At 73.1% G+C, this 17,591-nt stretch carries 11 protein-coding genes; 4 read left to right on the top strand and 7 right to left on the bottom strand.

The features are described 5' to 3' along the window. Window positions 1-776: acyl-CoA dehydrogenase family protein (locus ABZ738_RS07730; RefSeq protein ID WP_357211761.1), on the bottom strand; the 776-nt coding region annotated here is incomplete at its 3' end. Window positions 777-1,029: 253 nt separating this feature from the next. Here ABZ738_RS07730 and ABZ738_RS07725 point away from each other — a divergent pair. Both ABZ738_RS07725 and ABZ738_RS07720 read left to right on the top strand, forming a co-directional pair. Continuing rightward, a complete protein-coding gene (locus ABZ738_RS07725; RefSeq protein ID WP_131057222.1) occupies window positions 1,030-2,457 on the top strand; it encodes a UDP-glucose/GDP-mannose dehydrogenase family protein in 1,428 nt (475 codons plus the stop codon). A 526-nt stretch (window positions 2,458-2,983) separates the two neighbouring features. Further along, complete coding sequence (locus ABZ738_RS07720; protein WP_357211758.1) at window positions 2,984-8,233, top strand: permease; 5,250 nt, start codon at window positions 2,984-2,986, stop codon at window positions 8,231-8,233. Window positions 8,234-8,311: 78 nt separating this feature from the next. Here ABZ738_RS07720 and purE read toward each other — a convergent pair whose 3' ends face one another. The 6 genes from purE to mca form a co-directional block, all read right to left on the bottom strand. After that, window positions 8,312-8,800 (bottom strand): 5-(carboxyamino)imidazole ribonucleotide mutase, encoded by a 489-nt coding sequence (purE, locus tag ABZ738_RS07715; protein ID WP_131053394.1) that lies wholly within the window; start codon window positions 8,798-8,800, stop codon window positions 8,312-8,314. Window positions 8,801-8,840: 40 nt separating this feature from the next. Further along, complete coding sequence (locus ABZ738_RS07710; RefSeq protein ID WP_131053393.1) at window positions 8,841-10,022, bottom strand: 5-(carboxyamino)imidazole ribonucleotide synthase; 1,182 nt, start codon at window positions 10,020-10,022, stop codon at window positions 8,841-8,843. Between the two features lie 53 nt (window positions 10,023-10,075). Beyond that, window positions 10,076-12,115, bottom strand: coding sequence for a thioredoxin domain-containing protein (locus tag ABZ738_RS07705; protein WP_357211756.1), 2,040 nt, complete (start codon window positions 12,113-12,115; stop codon window positions 10,076-10,078). A gap of 36 nt (window positions 12,116-12,151) precedes the next feature. Next, window positions 12,152-14,692 carry an EAL domain-containing protein gene (locus ABZ738_RS07700; RefSeq protein ID WP_357211754.1) on the bottom strand — a complete coding sequence of 847 codons (2,541 nt, stop codon included), beginning with the start codon at window positions 14,690-14,692 and terminating at the stop codon, window positions 12,152-12,154. 179 nt (window positions 14,693-14,871) lie between these two features. Continuing rightward, entirely contained in the window at window positions 14,872-15,165 is a 294-nt protein-coding gene (locus ABZ738_RS07695) for a hypothetical protein (protein ID WP_131053390.1), read from the bottom strand. A 48-nt stretch (window positions 15,166-15,213) separates the two neighbouring features. Further along, on the bottom strand, window positions 15,214-16,098 hold the full coding sequence (mca, locus tag ABZ738_RS07690; RefSeq protein WP_131053389.1) for a mycothiol conjugate amidase Mca: 885 nt from the start codon (window positions 16,096-16,098) through the stop codon (window positions 15,214-15,216). 271 nt (window positions 16,099-16,369) lie between these two features. Here mca and ABZ738_RS07685 point away from each other — a divergent pair, with 271 nt between their 5' ends. Further along, complete coding sequence (locus ABZ738_RS07685; RefSeq protein ID WP_131053388.1) at window positions 16,370-16,804, top strand: DUF4307 domain-containing protein; 435 nt, start codon at window positions 16,370-16,372, stop codon at window positions 16,802-16,804. Between the two features lie 235 nt (window positions 16,805-17,039). After that, window positions 17,040-17,537: a transcription elongation factor GreA gene (gene greA / locus ABZ738_RS07680; RefSeq protein ID WP_131053387.1), complete on the top strand. Its 498-nt coding sequence runs from the start codon at window positions 17,040-17,042 to the stop codon at window positions 17,535-17,537. Window positions 17,538-17,591 lie beyond the last annotated feature (54 nt).

Raw genomic sequence — 17,591 nt, 5'->3', positions numbered from 1 at the left:
ATGCCGAGCGCCTGCGCGGCGATGGTGACCCGGGTGTGGTCCAGGGTCTTCATCGCGGTGCCGAACCCGGTCCCCTCGGCGCCGATGATCCGGTCGGCCGGGATCCGGACGTTGTCCAGGTAGACCTCGCGGGTCGGCGAGCCCTTGATGCCCAACTTCTTCTCCGGAGCACCGAAACTGACCCCCGGATCGGACTTCTCGACCACGAAGGCGGAGATGCCCCGCGACCGCGCGGTCGGGTCGGTCACCGCGAAAACCGTGTAGAACTCGGACACCCCGGCGTTGGTGATCCACCGCTTCACGCCGTTGAGCACCCAGTGGTCGCCGTCCCGCACCGCCCGGGTGGTCATCGACGCCGCGTCGCTGCCGGCCTCCGGCTCGGAGAGGCAGTACGAGAACATCGCCTCACCGGCGGCGACCGGGGTCAGGTAGCGGCGCTTGAGGTCGTCGGAGCCGGCCAGCAGCAGCGGCATGGTGCCGAGCTTGTTCACCGCCGGGATCAGCGACGACGAGGCGCAGGCCCGGGCGACCTCCTCGATCACGATCGCGGTGGCCAGCGCGTCGGCGCCCGCACCGCCGTACTCCTCGGGGATGTGCGGGGCGTGGAAGTCGGCAGCCCGTAACGCGTCGTACGAAGCCTTGGGGAACTCACCGGTCTCGTCGGCCTCGGCAGCCTGCGGCGCCACCTTCGCCGCACAGACCTCACGGACGGCTTCCCGGATCGCCTGGTGCTCCTCGGGCAACCGATACACATCGAACGAGTGCTCTGCGGGCATGCCGGCCCCTCCCCTTCACCGCTACTATGCGCAGTCTGTAGCGTCACCTGGACGGCCATCGCGCAGACTGAAGGATAGCCACCACCGTTCGAGCCATGTTACCGGCGCGTAGGCTGAGCCGGGACGGAGCATCGACGCCGGTCGGCGATGATGGAGTGCAGACAGCAGAATCACCCCCCTCCGGTGCCCCGCCGAGGCGCCGCAGCGGCCCGCGACGCGACCACGCGCCGCCAGTGCGAGCGGAGAGACAGGCGTGACCATCCCGTACCCGAACACCCAGCCGATGCCCGCCATCGCCTCGGTGACACCCCCCTCGGGTGCATCCCGACCTCGGGTGACCTTCCTGGGCACTGGCTACCTCGGCGCGACCTACGCCATCTGTTACGCCGAGCTCGGCTACGAGGTGCTGGGATTCGACGTCGACGCCGACAAGATCGCCAAGCTCAACGCGGGCGAGGTGCCGATCCACGAGCCCGGCCTGGACGAGCTGCTCCGGCGTAACCTGGCCGCCGGTCGGCTGCGGTTCAGCACCGACATCGCCGAGACCGCCGACTTCGGCGACGTGCACTTCATCTGCGTCGGCACCCCGCAGCGCGCCGACGGCATGGGCGCCGACCTGTCGTACGTCGAGGCGTCGGTCACCGGTCTGGCCCAGCACCTGACCCGCAAGGCCCTGATCGTCGGCAAGTCCACCGTCCCGGTCGGCACCGCCGAGTGGGTGGAACAGCTCGTGGGCAAGCACGCCTCCACGGACCTGGGTGTCGAGGTGGCCTGGAGCCCGGAGTTCCTCCAGGAGGGCTTCGCCGTCGACGACGTGCTCCGGCCGAACCGGATCGTGGTCGGCGTCAAGAGCGACTGGGCCAACGGCATGCTCTACGCCGCGCACAAGGGCGTCTTCGACCTGGCCGCCACGGAGGACCGCGAGGTACCCCTGGTGGTCACCGACTTCGCGACCGCCGAGCTGGTCAAGGTCGCCGCCAACGCCTTCCTGGCGACCAAGATCTCCTTCATCAACGCGATGGCCGAGGTGTGCGAGGCTGCCGGCGGCGACGTCACCCAGCTCGCCAAGGCCATCGGGTACGACCCTCGCATCGGCAACCGTTTCCTCCAGTCCGGGCTCGGCTTCGGCGGCGCCTGCCTGCCGAAGGACATCCGCGCCTTCCAGGCCCGGGCGCAGGAACTGGGCGCCGGTGAGGCGCTGCGCTTCCTGCACGAGGTCGACCTGATCAACCTGCGTCGCCGGACCCGCGTGCTCCACCTCGCCGCCGACCTGCTCGGTCGCCGGTCCGGCCCGGCCGGCCCGGACCTCTCCGGCACCCGCATCGCCGTCCTCGGGGCGACCTTCAAACCCAACACCGACGACGTACGCGACGCACCCGCTCTCGCCGTCGCCGCGCTGCTGCACAAGGCCGGCGCCGAGGTGCACGTCTTCGACCCGCAGGGCATGGAGAACGCCCGCCGGGCGGTGCCGGAACTGCGCTACGAGCCGGACGTCAACGCGGCGGTCACCGGCGCCGACCTGGTCTGCGTCCTCACCGAGTGGGCGGACTTCCGCAACGCCGACCCGAGCGCGCTCGGCGAACTGGTCACCGGGCGGCGCGTGGTCGACGCCCGCAACTGCCTCGACTCGGCACTGTGGACGCAGGCTGGCTGGGAGTATCGGGGGATGGGGCGGCCCTGATTTTGGTTGCGGTGGGGTTTTCCGGGGGAACCCACCCGCTCCGGGCGGTCAGGCTTGATCCCTGCGCGGGTGGGCTCCCCCGGAAAACCTGACGTCCCGCAGCCTGCGTGAGATGGCCCATCCCCGGCGGGGGTGGGATCTGGATTCGCGGGAACCTGACTTCCCGCAGCCTGCGTGAGATGGCCCATCCCCGGCGGGGGTGGGATCTGGATTCGCGGGAACCTGACGTCCCGCAGCCTGCGTGAGGCGGCCCATCCCCGGCGGGGGTGGGATCTGGATTCGCGGGAACCTGACGTTCCGCAGCCTGCGTGGGCGGCCCATCCGGCGGGGGTGGGAGCTGGGCCTTCGCTTTGGTCGGCGGGTCGTCGGGGGGGTACGGCGGGCTGACTCGGAGGGCTCGACTGGGCGGGATCGGTTCGGGGTTGCTGATCTTGGACGGGTGTGACCCGCCGACAACGGTCGAATTCCTGGGCCGCATTGGGCATGCTGCGACAGTGGGAATCCACACTGCGGGTGGAGGGGTGTCGTGGCGACCTTTCAGTGCTCCTCGTGCGGCCAGGAGATCAAGCCGGCCGTCCGCTGCCCGCGCTGCGGCGCCCACCAGCCACAATGGGCCGAGCACCTGGCGGACATCGAGCGGTCCATCGCGGAGATGAAGGCCCGCGAGGCCGCCATCGCCAGCGAACAACGGCAACTCGCATCCAAGATGCAGGCCGCGATCTTCCAGCGGGACATCCTCGCGCACGCCGGCAACTCGGGTGACGAACGTCTCAAGCAGTCCGGCCGGGGGCGCCGCGTACTCCGTCGCCGACCGCCGCGCACCCCTTCCGGCGACGGCACCGCCGCAACGGCCTCGACTCCCACGGCCGACCGCACCACCCCGCCGCCACGACGACAACCCGCCGACGGCGACACCGGACCGACGCGGACGTCACCGGGCGACGGTGCCACCTCGACGGCCCGCATGCCCCCCGGCGACGGCACCACCGGCGCGACGCGCGTGCCCGTCGGCGACGACGCCACCGGGCCGACGCGCGTCGGCGGCGGCGATGCCGACGGGCCGACACGCTTCGGCGGCGGCGACGCCGACGGGCCGACGCGGAGACCACCCGGCGGCGGAGCCACGTCGGCCCGCAAGCAACCCGTCGACGGCAGCGCACGGGCGGCGCACGGGCCGGGCGGCGGTGACGCGTCACCACGGGTACCCCGGCAGGGTGCCGGTTTCGGGGCGGGCGACCCGCCACCGGACGCGCCGGTCTGGCTGGACGCCGACGACCCGGAGCACCCGCCGGAAGCCTCCTCACGCGAGGTGCAGAACATCCCGCTCGGGCTCGGGGCGCTGCTGCTCGGGGTGGCCGCGGTGGTCTTCGCGGTGGTCGCGACCAGTTCGATGGACGCGCTGTCCCGGCTCGGCATCCTGCTGCTCGCCACCGTGCTCATGCTGCTCGCCCCGCCGGTGCTGGTCCGGCGTGGACTCACCTCCACCGCCGAGACCATCGCCGCGGTGGGCCTGCTCCTGGTGCCGCTGGCCGGGTACGCACTCTGGACCGTCGACGCCATCGGTGCCGGCGGTGCCTCCGGCGCGGTCTTCGCCGGAGTGATCTTCGCGGTCGCCGCCGCCGTCTCCGTCGGCTACGCCGGCTGGACCCGGCTGCGCGCTCCCCGCTTCGCGACCGTGCTGGCCGCGCAACCGGTGGTGCCGCTGCTGGCGTACGACCGGATCAGTGGACCGGTCGGCTGGGCGTTGGTGCTGACCGTGGTGGCCCTGCTCGACCTCTGGCTGGCCCGCTCGCCGGTCACCGTGGAGCAGTCGAACCCCGACGAGCCGACCCCGGTCCCGCTCGGCCGGACGAAGCCGCCCCGACAGCGACAGGCCGAGGGACGGCCCGAAGGAGCGCCGGAAGAGGCCGGTGAGCTGCTGGACCTCACCGGCACCGGGCGGGCCGCCCCGCCGACGCGACCGGTACCCGGGCTGCGGGAACTGACCTGGGCCCTGCACGGCGTCGCGGTCGCGGTCGCCGTCGCGTACGCGGTGACCGCCCTGGTGCGGGCCACCACCGTGCCGGGCGCCACCGTGGCCGGCCTGGTGCTGCTGCTGGCCGCCGCCGTCTGTCTGGCCGGGACGCTGGTGCTGCGGCGTCCGCCGCTGCCCGACCTCGGCGCGGGCGTCCTCACCCTGGCCGTCATCGGCGCGCTCGGCCGGATCGCCTCGGTGGCCCTGCCGGGGCGCGCCCTGCTGGTGATCGCGGCCGTCATCACGGTCACCGGCCTGGCCGTCCGGGCGGTGCCGGAATCCGCGCGTCGTGGCCCGCAGCTCGCCTCCGCGATCGCGTTGACGGTCACCGGGGTGCTCGTCGCCGGCAGTGCCCTCCGGGCCGGACTCGCCCCCCTCCAGGCCGCCCTGCCGGCCTGGGCGGCGGACCTGGACCGGTACCCGGCCGAACTGGCGGCTGCGGTGGGACCGGCGTCCTGGCAGCTCGCCACCAGTGCCTTCCTGTTGACCGTGGCCGCCGTGCTCGCCCTGCCACCGGAGATCCGTCGTGAGTTCGCGGTGACCGGTGCCGCGTTGACCGCGCTCGCCGTACCCGCCTCCTTCGGGCTGTCCTGGGCGTTGGCACCCTGGCCGATGGTGGTGACCGCGATCGGGATCGGGGCGGTCGGCCTCTCCGCGCGTACCCCTCGGGCCGCCCTGGCGCACGCGATCGCCGCCACCGGCGTCGGTCTGGCCGGTGCCGGCGCGGCCCTGGCCCGCCCGGCGTCGACCGCCGCCGTGCTGCTCGCCCTCGTGCTGGCCGGCATCCTCGTCGCCGCCGCTCCCCGGATCCGGCTCGCCCCGGCGGCGGCCGACACCGTCTCCGCCTGGGCCGCCGGAGGGGCGGCCTTCGCCCTGCCCGGAGCGGTCGCCGCCTTCGTCGCGGCGATCCTGCCCACCGACCCGATCCTCACCCCGGCAGCGCTGCGGGAGGTGACCGTGCCGGTGCTGGCGGCCAGCTTCCTCGCCGTCTGCGTCACCCTCGGCTACGCGGCCATCGTGCAGGTGTCCCAGCGCCATCTCCCGGCGCCGTTGTCGGTGGGTACCGGTCTCGGCGCGCTGGTGGTCGCCGCCGCCGGCTTCGGCGCGCCGGGCGCCACCGTGGCCGACGCCTGGGTGGGTGCGCTGCTGCTGGTCTCCGCCGTGTTGCTCTTCCTGGCCCCGTCGATCGACAGCGGCCGTCGCGCCGACGCCCGGCTGGACGGCTCCGACCTGGCCGCCGCAGCGGTCACCGCAGCGCTGGTCGCCACCCTGCTGCGGATCGGCACGGTGCTGGCACCGGGCGGGCAGCTCGCGGTCGCCGCCGCACTGGTCCTGGTGGTCTCCGTGGCCGCGCGGGCCATGCCCGAGCAGTGGCGGCGCGGGCCGGTGCTCGGTCTCGCCGTCGGTGGGGTGCTGATCGGGCTGCTGGCCGGATGGATGGCGCTGCGCGGCGGCGTGGGCGTGCTGGCCACCCCCGGGCCGATCTGGAACGGCGACCTCAGCGGCTGGCCCGCCGCACCGACCGGCGGTACGACGTGGCAGGGGCCGATCGCGCTGCTGCTGCTCGCGCTTGCCGCCGGCATCCTGCTGCCGCCGCCCTGGCGCTACGACGTCGCCAACGCGGCGGTGGTGCTCGCCACCATCGGCGCAGCCGCCGCGTTCACCCTGAGCTGGTGGTCGCCGGTGGTGCTCGGTGCGATGGTCGCCGCCGTCCTCGGCATGGCGGCGGTCGCCTCCGTCGACCCCCGGGCCGGGCTGTCCCGGATCACCGCCGCCGGGGTGGTGGCGCTGCACGCCACCGGCGCCGGTCTGGTCCGGCCGTGGACGACCGCGCTGGCGCTGGCCAGCGTGGTGCTGATCGGTGCGGCGGTGGCGACGCTCGCCCGGTCGATGGCGGAACCGCTGGTCGACGACATCCACGTCGAGGGGATGCCGCCGCACCTGGCGCAGATCGGCGGCGCGGGCACCGGTGCCGCGCTGCTGGCGTTGCCCGGCGCCACCGCCGCCCTGGCCGTCGAGTTCGGGCACCCGCCCGAAGTGGTGCTGACCGCCGGCCTGGCCGCGTCCAGTCTCGGACTGGCCGCGATCGCCGCCGTCCGCCGCCAGGTCCCGCAGTACCTGCCCTGGGCGAGCGCCGGAGTGGTCGGCGGGGCGAGCGTGACCGCGCTTGCCGCCGTTCCCGTGCACCTGCCGATCGGTGTGTACGCCGCCGCCGCAGCTTTGCTCGGGGTGCTCGCCGAACTGATCCGGGGCGCCACCGAGCCACCGGTCGGCGCGGCGCAGCCGGTCCGCCGGTGGACGGTCCTGCTGGACGGCGCCCTGCGCCGGCTGCCCGACGACGGCGGACAGCGTCGGTGGCGGGTCAGCCCCGCCGCCGGGGCGCTGGCCGCCGCCACCCTGCCGGTCGTCCTGGCGCTGGTCTCGATCGCCCCCGCGCTGCTGGCCGCACTCGTCGACCCGCACCGCACGCTCAACCGCATCTGGCAGGGGCCACCACCGGAGCTGCTGAACCCGCCACCGGCCGCGGCGAACCCCACCCATGTGCTCACCGCGTTGCTGCTCACCGTGACCGCAGCGCTGGCCGCCACCGGGTTCAGCGGCGGCCGGCGGACCCGGGCGGTGCCGGTCGTGCTGCCCGGTGCCGCGGTGACCCTGCTGATCGCACCGATCGCGCTGGGCAGCGGTTGGCCGGCGAGCACCCTCTCGGCGTTGACCGTGTTCGCCATCTCGATGCTGGGGCTGGCGCTGACCCCACCGCCCCCGCTGGAGGAGCGGGCCCGCTCGATCCGGCTGGCCCGGGTCCTGGTCTTCGTGATCGGACTGGCCGCCGGTGGGGCGGGGCTCGCCGGCAGCCTCGCCACCCGGGAACTCACCCTCTTCACGCTCTCCGGTGGGGTCGCCGTCGGGGTGGTCGCCGCCCTGTACGGCACCACCTCCCGGGCGCGCATCCTCGGGTGGCTGTTCGCCTCGCTCAAGGCACAACTCCTGGTGCTCACCGCCGGACTGGTGGCCGGGCTCGCCCCGGTCTGGTCGGCGTTCGGCGTACTCGCGGTCGGCGCGGCCCTACAGGTCTTCGCGGCCACCCTGCCCCGGTTCCGTCGCCCGGAGGCGCGGCGCGAGGCGGCGACGGTGGAGTGGAGCGGGTACGCCGCCGCACTCATCGCGCTGGCGCTGGCCTTCGACTCGCCCCGGCACATCGCCGCCCTGCTGGCCGCCTGGGGTGCGGTCCTCGGGCTCGCCGCCACCCGACCGGGGCGCCGACCGGTGGAACGCCGCATCCTGTTCTGGGGCGTGGTGATCTGCGAGATCACCGCCTGGTGGATCCTGATGTGGGTCGCCGACGTGGCGCTGCCCGAGGCGTACACGCTGCCGTTCGCGGCGCTGGCGCTGCTGGTCGGTGTGCTGGAGTTGCGGCAGCGGGCCGACCTGAGCAGTTGGGTGGCGTACGGGCCGGCGCTGGTCGCCGCGTTCCTGCCCACCCTGGCGATCGTGCTGGCCACCGACTCCAGCACGCTGCGGCAGGTGCTGCTGCTGCTCGGCGCGGTGGCGGTGCTGGTCTTCGGCTCCATGACCCGTCAGCAGGCACCGGTGATCGTCGGCGCGGTGGTCACCGCCATCGCCGCCGTACACGCTCTGTTCAGCCTCGGGCCGTGGCTGGTGCTGATCCCGGTCGGTCTCCTGCTGCTCGTGCTCGGCGCCAGCAACGAACGGCGTCGCCGCGCCCAGGAGCGCCTCCAGACCGCGCTGCGCGGGATGCGCTGATCCGCTCTGGTGGGAGTTGTTAGGAGGGGTCCCCTGCTATGCACCAGGCGTTAGCAGGGGACCCCTCCTTACATGCGCCTACAGCGAAGCGCGCAGGGCCGCGTCCTTCTCGGCGACGAGCTGCTCCAGATCGGCCTGGTACGCCGACATCCGATCGAGCAACGCCGGCTCACCGGTGCCCAGGATGCGGACGGCGAGCAGCGCCGCGTTGCGCGCGTTGCCGATCGACACCGTGGCCACCGGCACGCCCGCCGGCATCTGCACGATGGACAGCAGCGAGTCCAGTCCGTCGAGGTGCTTCAACGGCACCGGTACGCCGATCACCGGCAACGGCGTGACCGAGGCGATCATGCCGGGCAGGTGGGCGGCACCACCGGCGCCCGCGATGATCACCTTCATGCCCCGGCCGGCGGCGGCCCGACCGTAGTCGATCATCTTCACCGGGGTGCGGTGGGCCGAGACCACCTCGACCTCGTACGACACCTCGAACTCGGCGAGCACGTCGGCAGCCGCCTTCATGGTCGGCCAGTCCGAGTCGCTGCCCATGATCACACCGACCGTGCTCACGCTGTTCTCCCTCTCGTTTCCACCTGCGGGTCCCGCACGGTCACTCCACGCCGTCGCGGAGCCAGCGGGCGGCGCGGGCGGCCCGGGCGCGTACCTCGTCCAGGTCGTCGCCGAGCACCGTGACGTGCCCGATCTTGCGACCGGGACGGACCTGCTTGCCGTACAGGTGCACCCGGGCGGTCGGTACGGCGGCGAAGAGGTGGTGCAGCCGCTCGTCGATGGACATGCCGCCCGGCTCGCCACCGAGCACGTTCGCCATCACGACCACCGGCGCGGTCAGCCCGGTGTCGCCCATCGGGTAGTCGAGCACGGCCCGCAGGTGCTGCTCGAACTGCGACGTCCGGGCGCCCTCGATGGTCCAGTGCCCGGAGTTGTGCGGGCGCATCGCCAGTTCGTTGACCACGACGCGGCTGCCGCCCGGGGCCGCCGGATCGGCCACCTCGAACAGCTCCACCGCGAGCAGGCCGACCACTCCGAGCGCGGTGGCCAGGTCGATGGCGAGCTGCTGGGCCGAGACCGCCAGCTCCTCGTCGAGGTCGGGCGCGGGTGCCAGCACCTCGACGCAGATGCCGTCCCGCTGCACCGTCTCCACCACCGGATAGACCGCGACCTGCCCGAACGGCGAGCGGGCCACCTGCACCGCCAACTCCCGGCGCAACGCCACCCGCTCCTCGACGATCAGCGTCGTCCCGCCGTCGAGCAGGGTCCGCACCAGGTCGTCGGCGACGGCGGCGTCGGCCACCGGCCACACGCCCCGGCCGTCGTACCCGCCCCGGGCCGCCTTGAGCATCACCGGCCAGCCCACCTCGTCGCCGAAGGCCACCACGTCGGCCGGGACGGTGACGGGTCGCCACGCCGGATTGGGCGCGCCGAGCCCGCCGAGCCGCTCCCGCATGACCTGCTTGTCCTGGGCGTGCACGAGTGCGTCGGCGGGCGGGAACAGCTTCACCCCCTCGGCGGTGAGGGTGCGGATGTGCTCGGTGGGCACGTGCTCGTGGTCGAAGGTGACCACGTCACAGCTCTTGGCGAACATGCGCAGGGCGGCCAGGTCGGTGTGGTCGCCGTACTGAACGTCGGCGGCGACCAGCGCCGCGCCGTCGTCCGGGGTGAGGGCGAGCACGCGCAGCGACTGGCCGAGGGCGATCGCGGCCTGGTGGGTCATCCGGGCCAACTGGCCGCCACCCACCATGCCGACAACAGGCAGACCGGTACGGGAATCCATAGCGGCGCCAGCCTATCCGGGCCGACCGGAGTGCCGGTCGGCGGACACCGGTGTCACCGCAGTTGCGCCACCAGGTCGTCGACGCCGCTCACCGGCCGTTGGCAGACGAAACCCCGGCAGACGTACGCGGCGGGCCCGCCGTCGAGCAGCGGCCGGCCGGCCAGCAGCGGCACCCCCGGCTGGTCGGGCTGCCCGGCGACGATCACCGCACCGGGTGGGGCGTGCCGGTACGCCGCCGCGACCAGCGGATCGTTCGTCGGGTCCCCGGTCACCACCGCGATCTCGGACGGGCCGGCGAGCAGCGCCTCGCCCACGGTGGCCGCGTACCCGGTGAACCGGGCGTGCCGCCCGACGATCGGCGCGACGGTGGCCAACGCCGCCTCGGCCGCCTCCCGGTACCGGTTCTCCCCGGTCAACGCCGCGTAGCTGACCAGGGCGGCGACGATGGCGGAACGGCCGGAGGGGGTGGCGTTGTCGGTCGGGTCGGCGGGCCGGGCCACCAGCCGCTCCGCGTCGTCGGCGGTGTCGTAGAACGCACCCCCGGGTGCGGCGAAGTGCGTCAGGGCGGCGTCGAGCAGCTCGCCGGCCAGCTCCAGCCACCGCCCCTCGCCGGTGACCTGGTGCATGGCGCAGAACGCCTCGGCCACACAGCCGTAGTCCTCCAGTACGCCGGCCGGCTCCCCCACGCGGCCGTCCCGGGAGGCGCGGCGCAGTCGCCCGTCCACCACGTGCACCCGGGCCAGGTGCTCGGCGGTCTGCCGCATCGCGCCGTCGGCGACGATGACGACGCCGTCGAGCAGGTTCGCCTCCCCCTCGGTGCCGATCCGGCCGGAGGTCTCGACGAGCCGGACGAACTCGGCGAGCGCGGTGACGGCCAGCCCGTTCCAGGCGGCCACCACCTTGTCGTCGCGGGCCGGCTGCGGTCGGGTGTCGCGCACGGCCAGCAGCCGGCGGATCACGTCCTGCCAGCGGGCGCGGACCTCCGGGTCGGCGTCGTCGACGTCCCGGGCCAGCCGGAGCACGCTCTTGCCGTGTTCGAAGGTGCCGGTCTCGGTGACCGCGAAGAGGTCGGCGGCCCAGCGGCCGTCCTCCTCGCCGAGCGCCTCGACCAGTTGGGCCGGGGTCCAGGCGTACGTGAGCCCTTCGACGCCCTCGGTGTCCGCGTCCAGCGCCGAGGCGAAGCCCTGGCCGGGGCGGTGCAGCTCGTCGGCGAGGAACCGGGCGACGTCCCGGGCCACCCGCAGCGCCAACGCGTCACCGGTGAGCCGCCAGAGCTGCGTGTAGACCCGCAGCAGCAGGGCGTTGTCGTAGAGCATCTTCTCGAAGTGCGGCACGGTCCAGTGCTCGTCCACCGCGTACCGGGCGAAGCCGCCGGCGAGCTGGTCGTGGAGACCGCCCCGGGCCATCGCCTCGCAGGTGTGCCGGACGATCTCCAGGCTCCGCGCCGAGCCGGTGCGCTGGTGGTGCCGCAGCAGGAAGAGCAGGTTCATGTGCGGCGGGAACTTGGGGGCGCCGCCGAAGCCACCGTGCCGCTCGTCGTACTCGTCGGCCAGTTGGTCGGCGGCGGCGTCGAGCAGGTCGGCGGTGAGCGGGGCGGTGGGCCCGCCGACGGCCTGGGCGCCGCCGATCGCCTCCACCACCGCGGCACCCTGACGCAGTACGGCGTCGCGCTGGTCCCGCCAGGCGGTGCCGATCGACTCCAGCAGCCGGACGAAGTTCGCGCGGGGGAAGTACGTCCCGCAGAAGAACGGGGTGCCGTCCGGGGTGGCGAAGACCGTCATCGGCCAGCCACCCTGGCCGGTCATCGCCTGGGTAGCGGTCATGTAGACGGCGTCGACGTCGGGCCGCTCCTCGCGGTCCACCTTGATCGACACGAAACCCTCGTTCAGCAGCGTGCCGACGCCCGCGTCCTCGAACGACTCGTGCGCCATGACGTGACACCAGTGACAGGCGGAGTAACCGACCGAGATGAGCACCGGCACGTCACGTCGCTTCGCCTCGGTGAACGCCTCCTCGCACCAGGGCCACCAGTCGACCGGGTTGTCCGCGTGCTGGAGGAGGTACGGGCTGGTGGCATCCGCGAGTCGGTTCACCCGACGACCATATCCAGCCGGGCGGCCGGGTCGGGGTCAGGAGGCGCCGTCGGCGCGCAGCGGCAGGACGTTGGTGGGGCTCTGTCGGGACAGGGAGCCGAGGACCGCACCGATCTTGTCGGCGGGCATCGGCTTGAAGAAGTGGTAGCCCTGGGCGGCGGTGCAGCCCAACTCGGCCAGGGCCGACCGCTGGGCGGCGGTCTCCACGCCCTCGGCCACCACCCGTAGCCCCAGCTCGTGGGCGAGCCCGACGGTGCTGCGGACGATCGCCGCCGCCTCCGGCGAATCCGCCATCCGGAGCACGAACGAGCGGTCCACCTTCAACTCGTCGACCGGGATCCGGGTGAGGAAGGCCAGCGAGGAGAAGCCGGTGCCGAAGTCGTCCACGGCCAGTTGCACGCCCATCGACCGCAGCGTGGTGAGCACCTGGTCGATGATCTCCAGCTCGCTCATCACCACGGTCTCGGTGATCTCCAGCACCAGCCGGTCGGCCGGGACCTGGTGCCGGCGTAGCGCGTCGGCGATCTCCGCCGGCAGGCGGTGGTCGAGCAGGCTGCGGGCGGAGAGGTTGACCGAGATCGGGATGTCCAGGCCCTCGCGGGCCCAGCCGGCCGCCACCCCGAGCGCCTTGTCCAGCACGTACCGGGTGAAGGTGCCCAACTGCTCGCTGTTCTCCACCGGCCGGATGAAGTCGGCCGGACCGAGCCAGCCCCGGCGCGGGTGCCGCCAGCGGATCAGTGCCTCCACTCCGGTCGGTGCGCCGGTGGCCAGGTCCACGGCCGGCTGCAACACCAGCACGAGCTGATCGTCGGTCAGCAACGCCTCACGCAGCTCGGCGAGCAGGGCGAGCTGGTCGGTGCTGGCCCCGTCCCGGGAGCTGTCATACGCCGCCACGCTGCCGCCACCGGCCTTGGCCTGGTACATCGCTATGTCGGCCCGGCGCATCAGCTCGGTCAGGTCGGCGGCGCCGGCCGACGCCACCACCACTCCCACGGACACCTCGACCGACATCCGTACCCCGGCCACCTCGGTCGGCGCGGCCAGCCGCTCGGTGATCTCCCGGGCCTGGCGCAACGCGTACGCCATCGGGGCGGTGCGGTCGCCGAGCACCGGAACCGAGGTCAGCAGCAACGCGAACTCGTCGCCGCCGAGCCGGGCGAGCAGGTCGCCGCTGCGGGTCAGGGTGCCCAGCCGGTTGGCGGTCAACCGCAGGAGCTGGTCGCCGGCGGCGTGCCCGAGCGTGTCGTTGACCTCCTTGAACTGGTCGATGTCGAGCAACAGCAGTGCCACCGGGTGGTCGTGCCCGAGTTTCCGCAGCGCATGGTCGCCCTGGCCCAGCATGGCCGTGCGGTTGGCCAGCCCGGTCAGCGGATCGTGCACCGCCTCGTACGAGGAACGCGCGGTGACCACCCGCAGCTCACGGTGGGTGGCCGCGTCGTGCAGGGCGGCGGACAGCGCCTCGGCGAAGGTGACCAGCGCGTACCGTTCCCGGCCGGAGGCCGGAGCCGTCCGGGGCAACCGGACCCGTAGTCGACCGACCCGGTGCTCGCCGACCGACAGCTCTCGGAGCAGTTCGTCCGGACCGGGCTCGTCGTCGCCGGGGGGCGCGATCTCCCGGTCGACCACCTGACCGCTGGGATCGCCCCGGTAGCGGCGCCAGCGGCCGTCGCCCCGGACCACCTCCACGTCCACGAGTTCCGCCTCGAACACGGTGAGCGCACCGGTCACCCCGGCGGTCGCCACGCCGCGCTCGTCGAGCTGGTTGAGCGCCGCCGTCGCCTCCGCCAACGACCGCCACGTACGCCGTTCGCGCTCGTCGCGCAGCCGTTGCCGATAGGTCTGGTGGAGCAGCCACAGCGGCGCGGGCAGCAGCACCAGCCACCGTGGATCGAACTCGATCAGGGCCACCACGAGCAGAGCGGCCACCACGTTGCCGACGAACATCAGCAGCTTGCCCCGCAACGCGGCCAGCAGCGGGCGCCCGATCGACATGTCGTGCCGCAGCGCCAGCGTCACGCCGCCCAGCCCGGCACCGGCCAGCAGGTACGTGAGGGCGCCGGCGGCGAGGACGAGGGCGAGGGCCGGGGTCGGGGCGGCCAGCAGCGGCTCGGCCAGCGAGGTGGTGACCGACACGGCGAGGGCGACGGCGGCGGTCTGCGACGCGGCGATGCGCACGACGTCCCAGGTGGACCTGCCCTCGTCCACCACGGACAGGATCGTCCAGGCCAGCAGCATGCCGATCAGGGCCGCGCCCGGCAGCCATCCGGGCGGCACCAGATAGAGGCAGACGATCAGTGCGGCCTCGGCCCAGGTGAGCGAGACCACCCCGGCGGCGGCCCGGAACCGTAGCCGGGCCAACTGCGACAGTGCGAAGAGTGCGACCGCGATACCGAAACGGGTCAGCCCGCCGTACGGCCCGAACGGGTCGTCGGCCGGCAGCCCGACCGGCACGCGCAGCCCCACCACGGCGGCCACCACGGCGGTGAGGACGACCGCGGCCGTCAGCAGGTGCACCCTGAGCGGGGTGCGACGGCCTTCGGGCCGATCGATCGGATGACCGGCCCTGCCGGAGGTCACCGACCCACTCCCGTCGGGCGGGAACAGGGCGCACGGAGGGTGTCAACGACTGCGATGGTCATCGGCGCCCCCTCCCGCGCACGGCATGAGGACGTCTGGTCCTCCCGGCGGAAGGCTAAGCCAAACCGGATGGTCGCAACAGGGGGCGACCATCCGGTTAAGCGTGAATCATGCCCCGATCAGCCGTCGCGACGCTGCTGGCGCCGGTTGGGAGCGTCACCGGATGAATCCAGCATCACGTTCTCATCTGTCGGATCACCGACCGTTCGCTGCGTGGTGCCCGACTCGGCGGCGGGCTCCTGACCGGGGAAATGGTCGGGCAACCGGCGCAGCCGGGCGTTCATGTTGCGGATCAGCAGCACGGTGGCGGTGCCCAGGACGAGGATGAGGAACAGGCCCATCGGACCGGCGAGGCCCCCCGTGCGGGTGTCCCCGAAATTGTTCTGGGCGAGCACCTGAGCAGCGGTCAACATGGGATTCCTCCGGAGTGCGATGTCCGACCAGCGTAGCCCGCCGCCGGATCAGCGGGCATGGGCCGTCTCCCGGATGCCCGCGAACAGGTCCGACTCGGGCAGCGGGGAGTCGACCAGCGAGCGTACGAGTTGGAAGTCCTCCGTCGGCCAGGCCCGCCGTTGCAGGTCCATCGGCACCTGGAACCAGAAGCCGTCCGGGTCGACCTGGGTGGCGTGGGCGCGCAGCGCGTCGTCACGGACCGGGAAGTACTCGGCGCACTCCACCCGGGTGGTGATCCGGGGGCCCTTGTCCGGCCGGTCCTCCCAACGGTTGATCCACTCCGCGTACGGCGACTCGGCGACGCCGGTGGCCAGGATCGCCTCGTGCAGGGCGAGGATCTTGCCCTTGGAGAACCCGATGTCGTAGTAGAGCTTGAGCGGCTGCCACGGCTCGCCCAACTCGGGGTAGCGCTCCGGGTCACCGGCCGCCTCGAAGGCCGCCACGCTGATCCGGTGGCACATGATGTGGTCCGGGTGCGGGTAACCGCCCTCCTCGTCGTACGTGGTGACCACGTGCGGACGGAACTGCCGCATCAGGCGTACCAGCGGACCGGCAGCCACCTCGACGTCCTGGAGGGCGAAGCAGCCCTCGGGCAACGGCGGCAACGGGTCACCCTCGGGCAGGCCCGAGTCGACGAAGCCCAGCCATGCCTGCTCGACGCCGAGGATGGCGCGGGCCGCGTCCATCTCCGCCCGACGGATGTCGGCGATGTTGGCCCACACCTCGGGCCGGTCCAACTTGGGGTTGAGCACGCTGCCCCGCTCGCCGCCGGTGCAGGTCACGACGAGCACGTCCACCCCCTCGGCGACGTACTTGGCCGTGGTCGCGGCGCCCTTGCTCGACTCGTCGTCTGGGTGCGCGTGCACGGCCATGAGCCGGAGTTGTTCTGCCACGGTCGGCGCTCCTCGTCTCTGCCCACCGGTGGGCCACCGGCCACACCGTTGAACTGCCGGAATCCTCCCCCGTCGCGGTCCCGGCCCGTGCCGGCCTGTCATATTTGACCCCAGGAACCAGCAGTGCCCGGTCGAGAAGCAGTGCCTCGGTCGGAGGCAGTGCCCCATGGACAAGCAGTGCCAGTTGCAGCAATGCCCAGTCGGACAGGAACGACGGCGCTCTGCCATTCTTGCCGATGGGCCCGACAACGACGCCAGGAGATACCCGCCGGTGACCGAGACGCACGCCACATCTGCATCGACCGCGCCGGTGTTCCCGCCCGGCCGGTACGGCCGCCGTCGTACGCCCGGCCGACGTCGGCGGCTGCTGACCACGCTGCTGGTGGTCACCGTGCTGGTGGCGCTCACCGCCGTCTCGTTCCGGCTCTACCGGCAGTACGGCGACCCGGCCTACGACGCCCAGGTGATCACCTACGGCGAGATCACCGACCAGCAGGTGGTGGTCAACTTCCGGGTGAACCTGCCGGCGGGCGGCTCGGCGGTCTGTGCCCTGCGGGCCCGGGACCACGCCGGGGCGGAGGTGGCCCGCGAGGAGGTCCCGGTGACCGCAGCCGACGGGCAGCGCAGCGTCACCGTCCGGCACTCCCTCGCCACCAGTGCCCGCCCCTTCATCGGCGAGGTCGTCCGCTGCCGCCCGGCGGCCTGAGCCCACCGGAAGCGGCACCGGACCCACCCGGAACGGCGGCCCGGACCCGCTCCTGACGACGGGCCGGACCCGGTCCGACGGCAGGCCGTACGCACCCGGCCTGCGGCGGGAAGGTCACCGGGCGACCCGGGGTCGCCGGCCGCACCAGCGTGATCACCGACACTCCTTGTCGTAGGGCACTGGTAACTTGGAGGTTCACCTGTCAGCCAGCCCGCACAACCGAGGAGGACCGCCTGTGTCCAATGGCAACGAGGCGCCCGCCACCTGGCTGTCCCAGGACGCCTACGACCGCCTGAAGGCCGAGCTCGACGAGTTGATCGCCAACCGGCCGGTCATCGCCGCCGAGATCAACGCGCGGCGCGAGGAAGGTGACCTACGCGAGAACGGCGGCTACCACGCCGCCCGTGAGGAGCAGGGCAAGGCCGAGGGGCGCATCCTCTACCTGAAGGAGCTGCTCCGCACGGCCCAGGTCGGTGAGGCACCGACCGTCGACGCCGTGGCTCCCGGGATGGTCGTGACGATCTACTTCGACGACGACGCCGACGACACAGAGACCTTCCTGCTCGGGTCCCGTGAGATCTCCTCGACCACCGATCTCACCGTCTACAGCCCCGAGTCGGCCCTCGGCCAGGCGATCCTGGGCGGCAAGGCGGGTCAGGCCTGCACCTACACCGCGCCCAGCGGCGCGGACATCAAGGTGACCGTGGTCAGCTTCGAGCCCTTCTCCGGCTGAGCCACCCGCCGACCGACAGAGGTCGGCCGTTCCACCAACCCAGAGGCGTGACAC

The sequence above is a fragment of the Micromonospora sp. NPDC047793 genome, from assembly GCF_040642635.1.
GTDB lineage: Bacteria > Actinomycetota > Actinomycetes > Mycobacteriales > Micromonosporaceae > Micromonospora.
The sequence above is the reverse complement of the archived record's forward strand: the minus strand, read 5'-3'. Positions and strand labels throughout refer to the sequence as shown.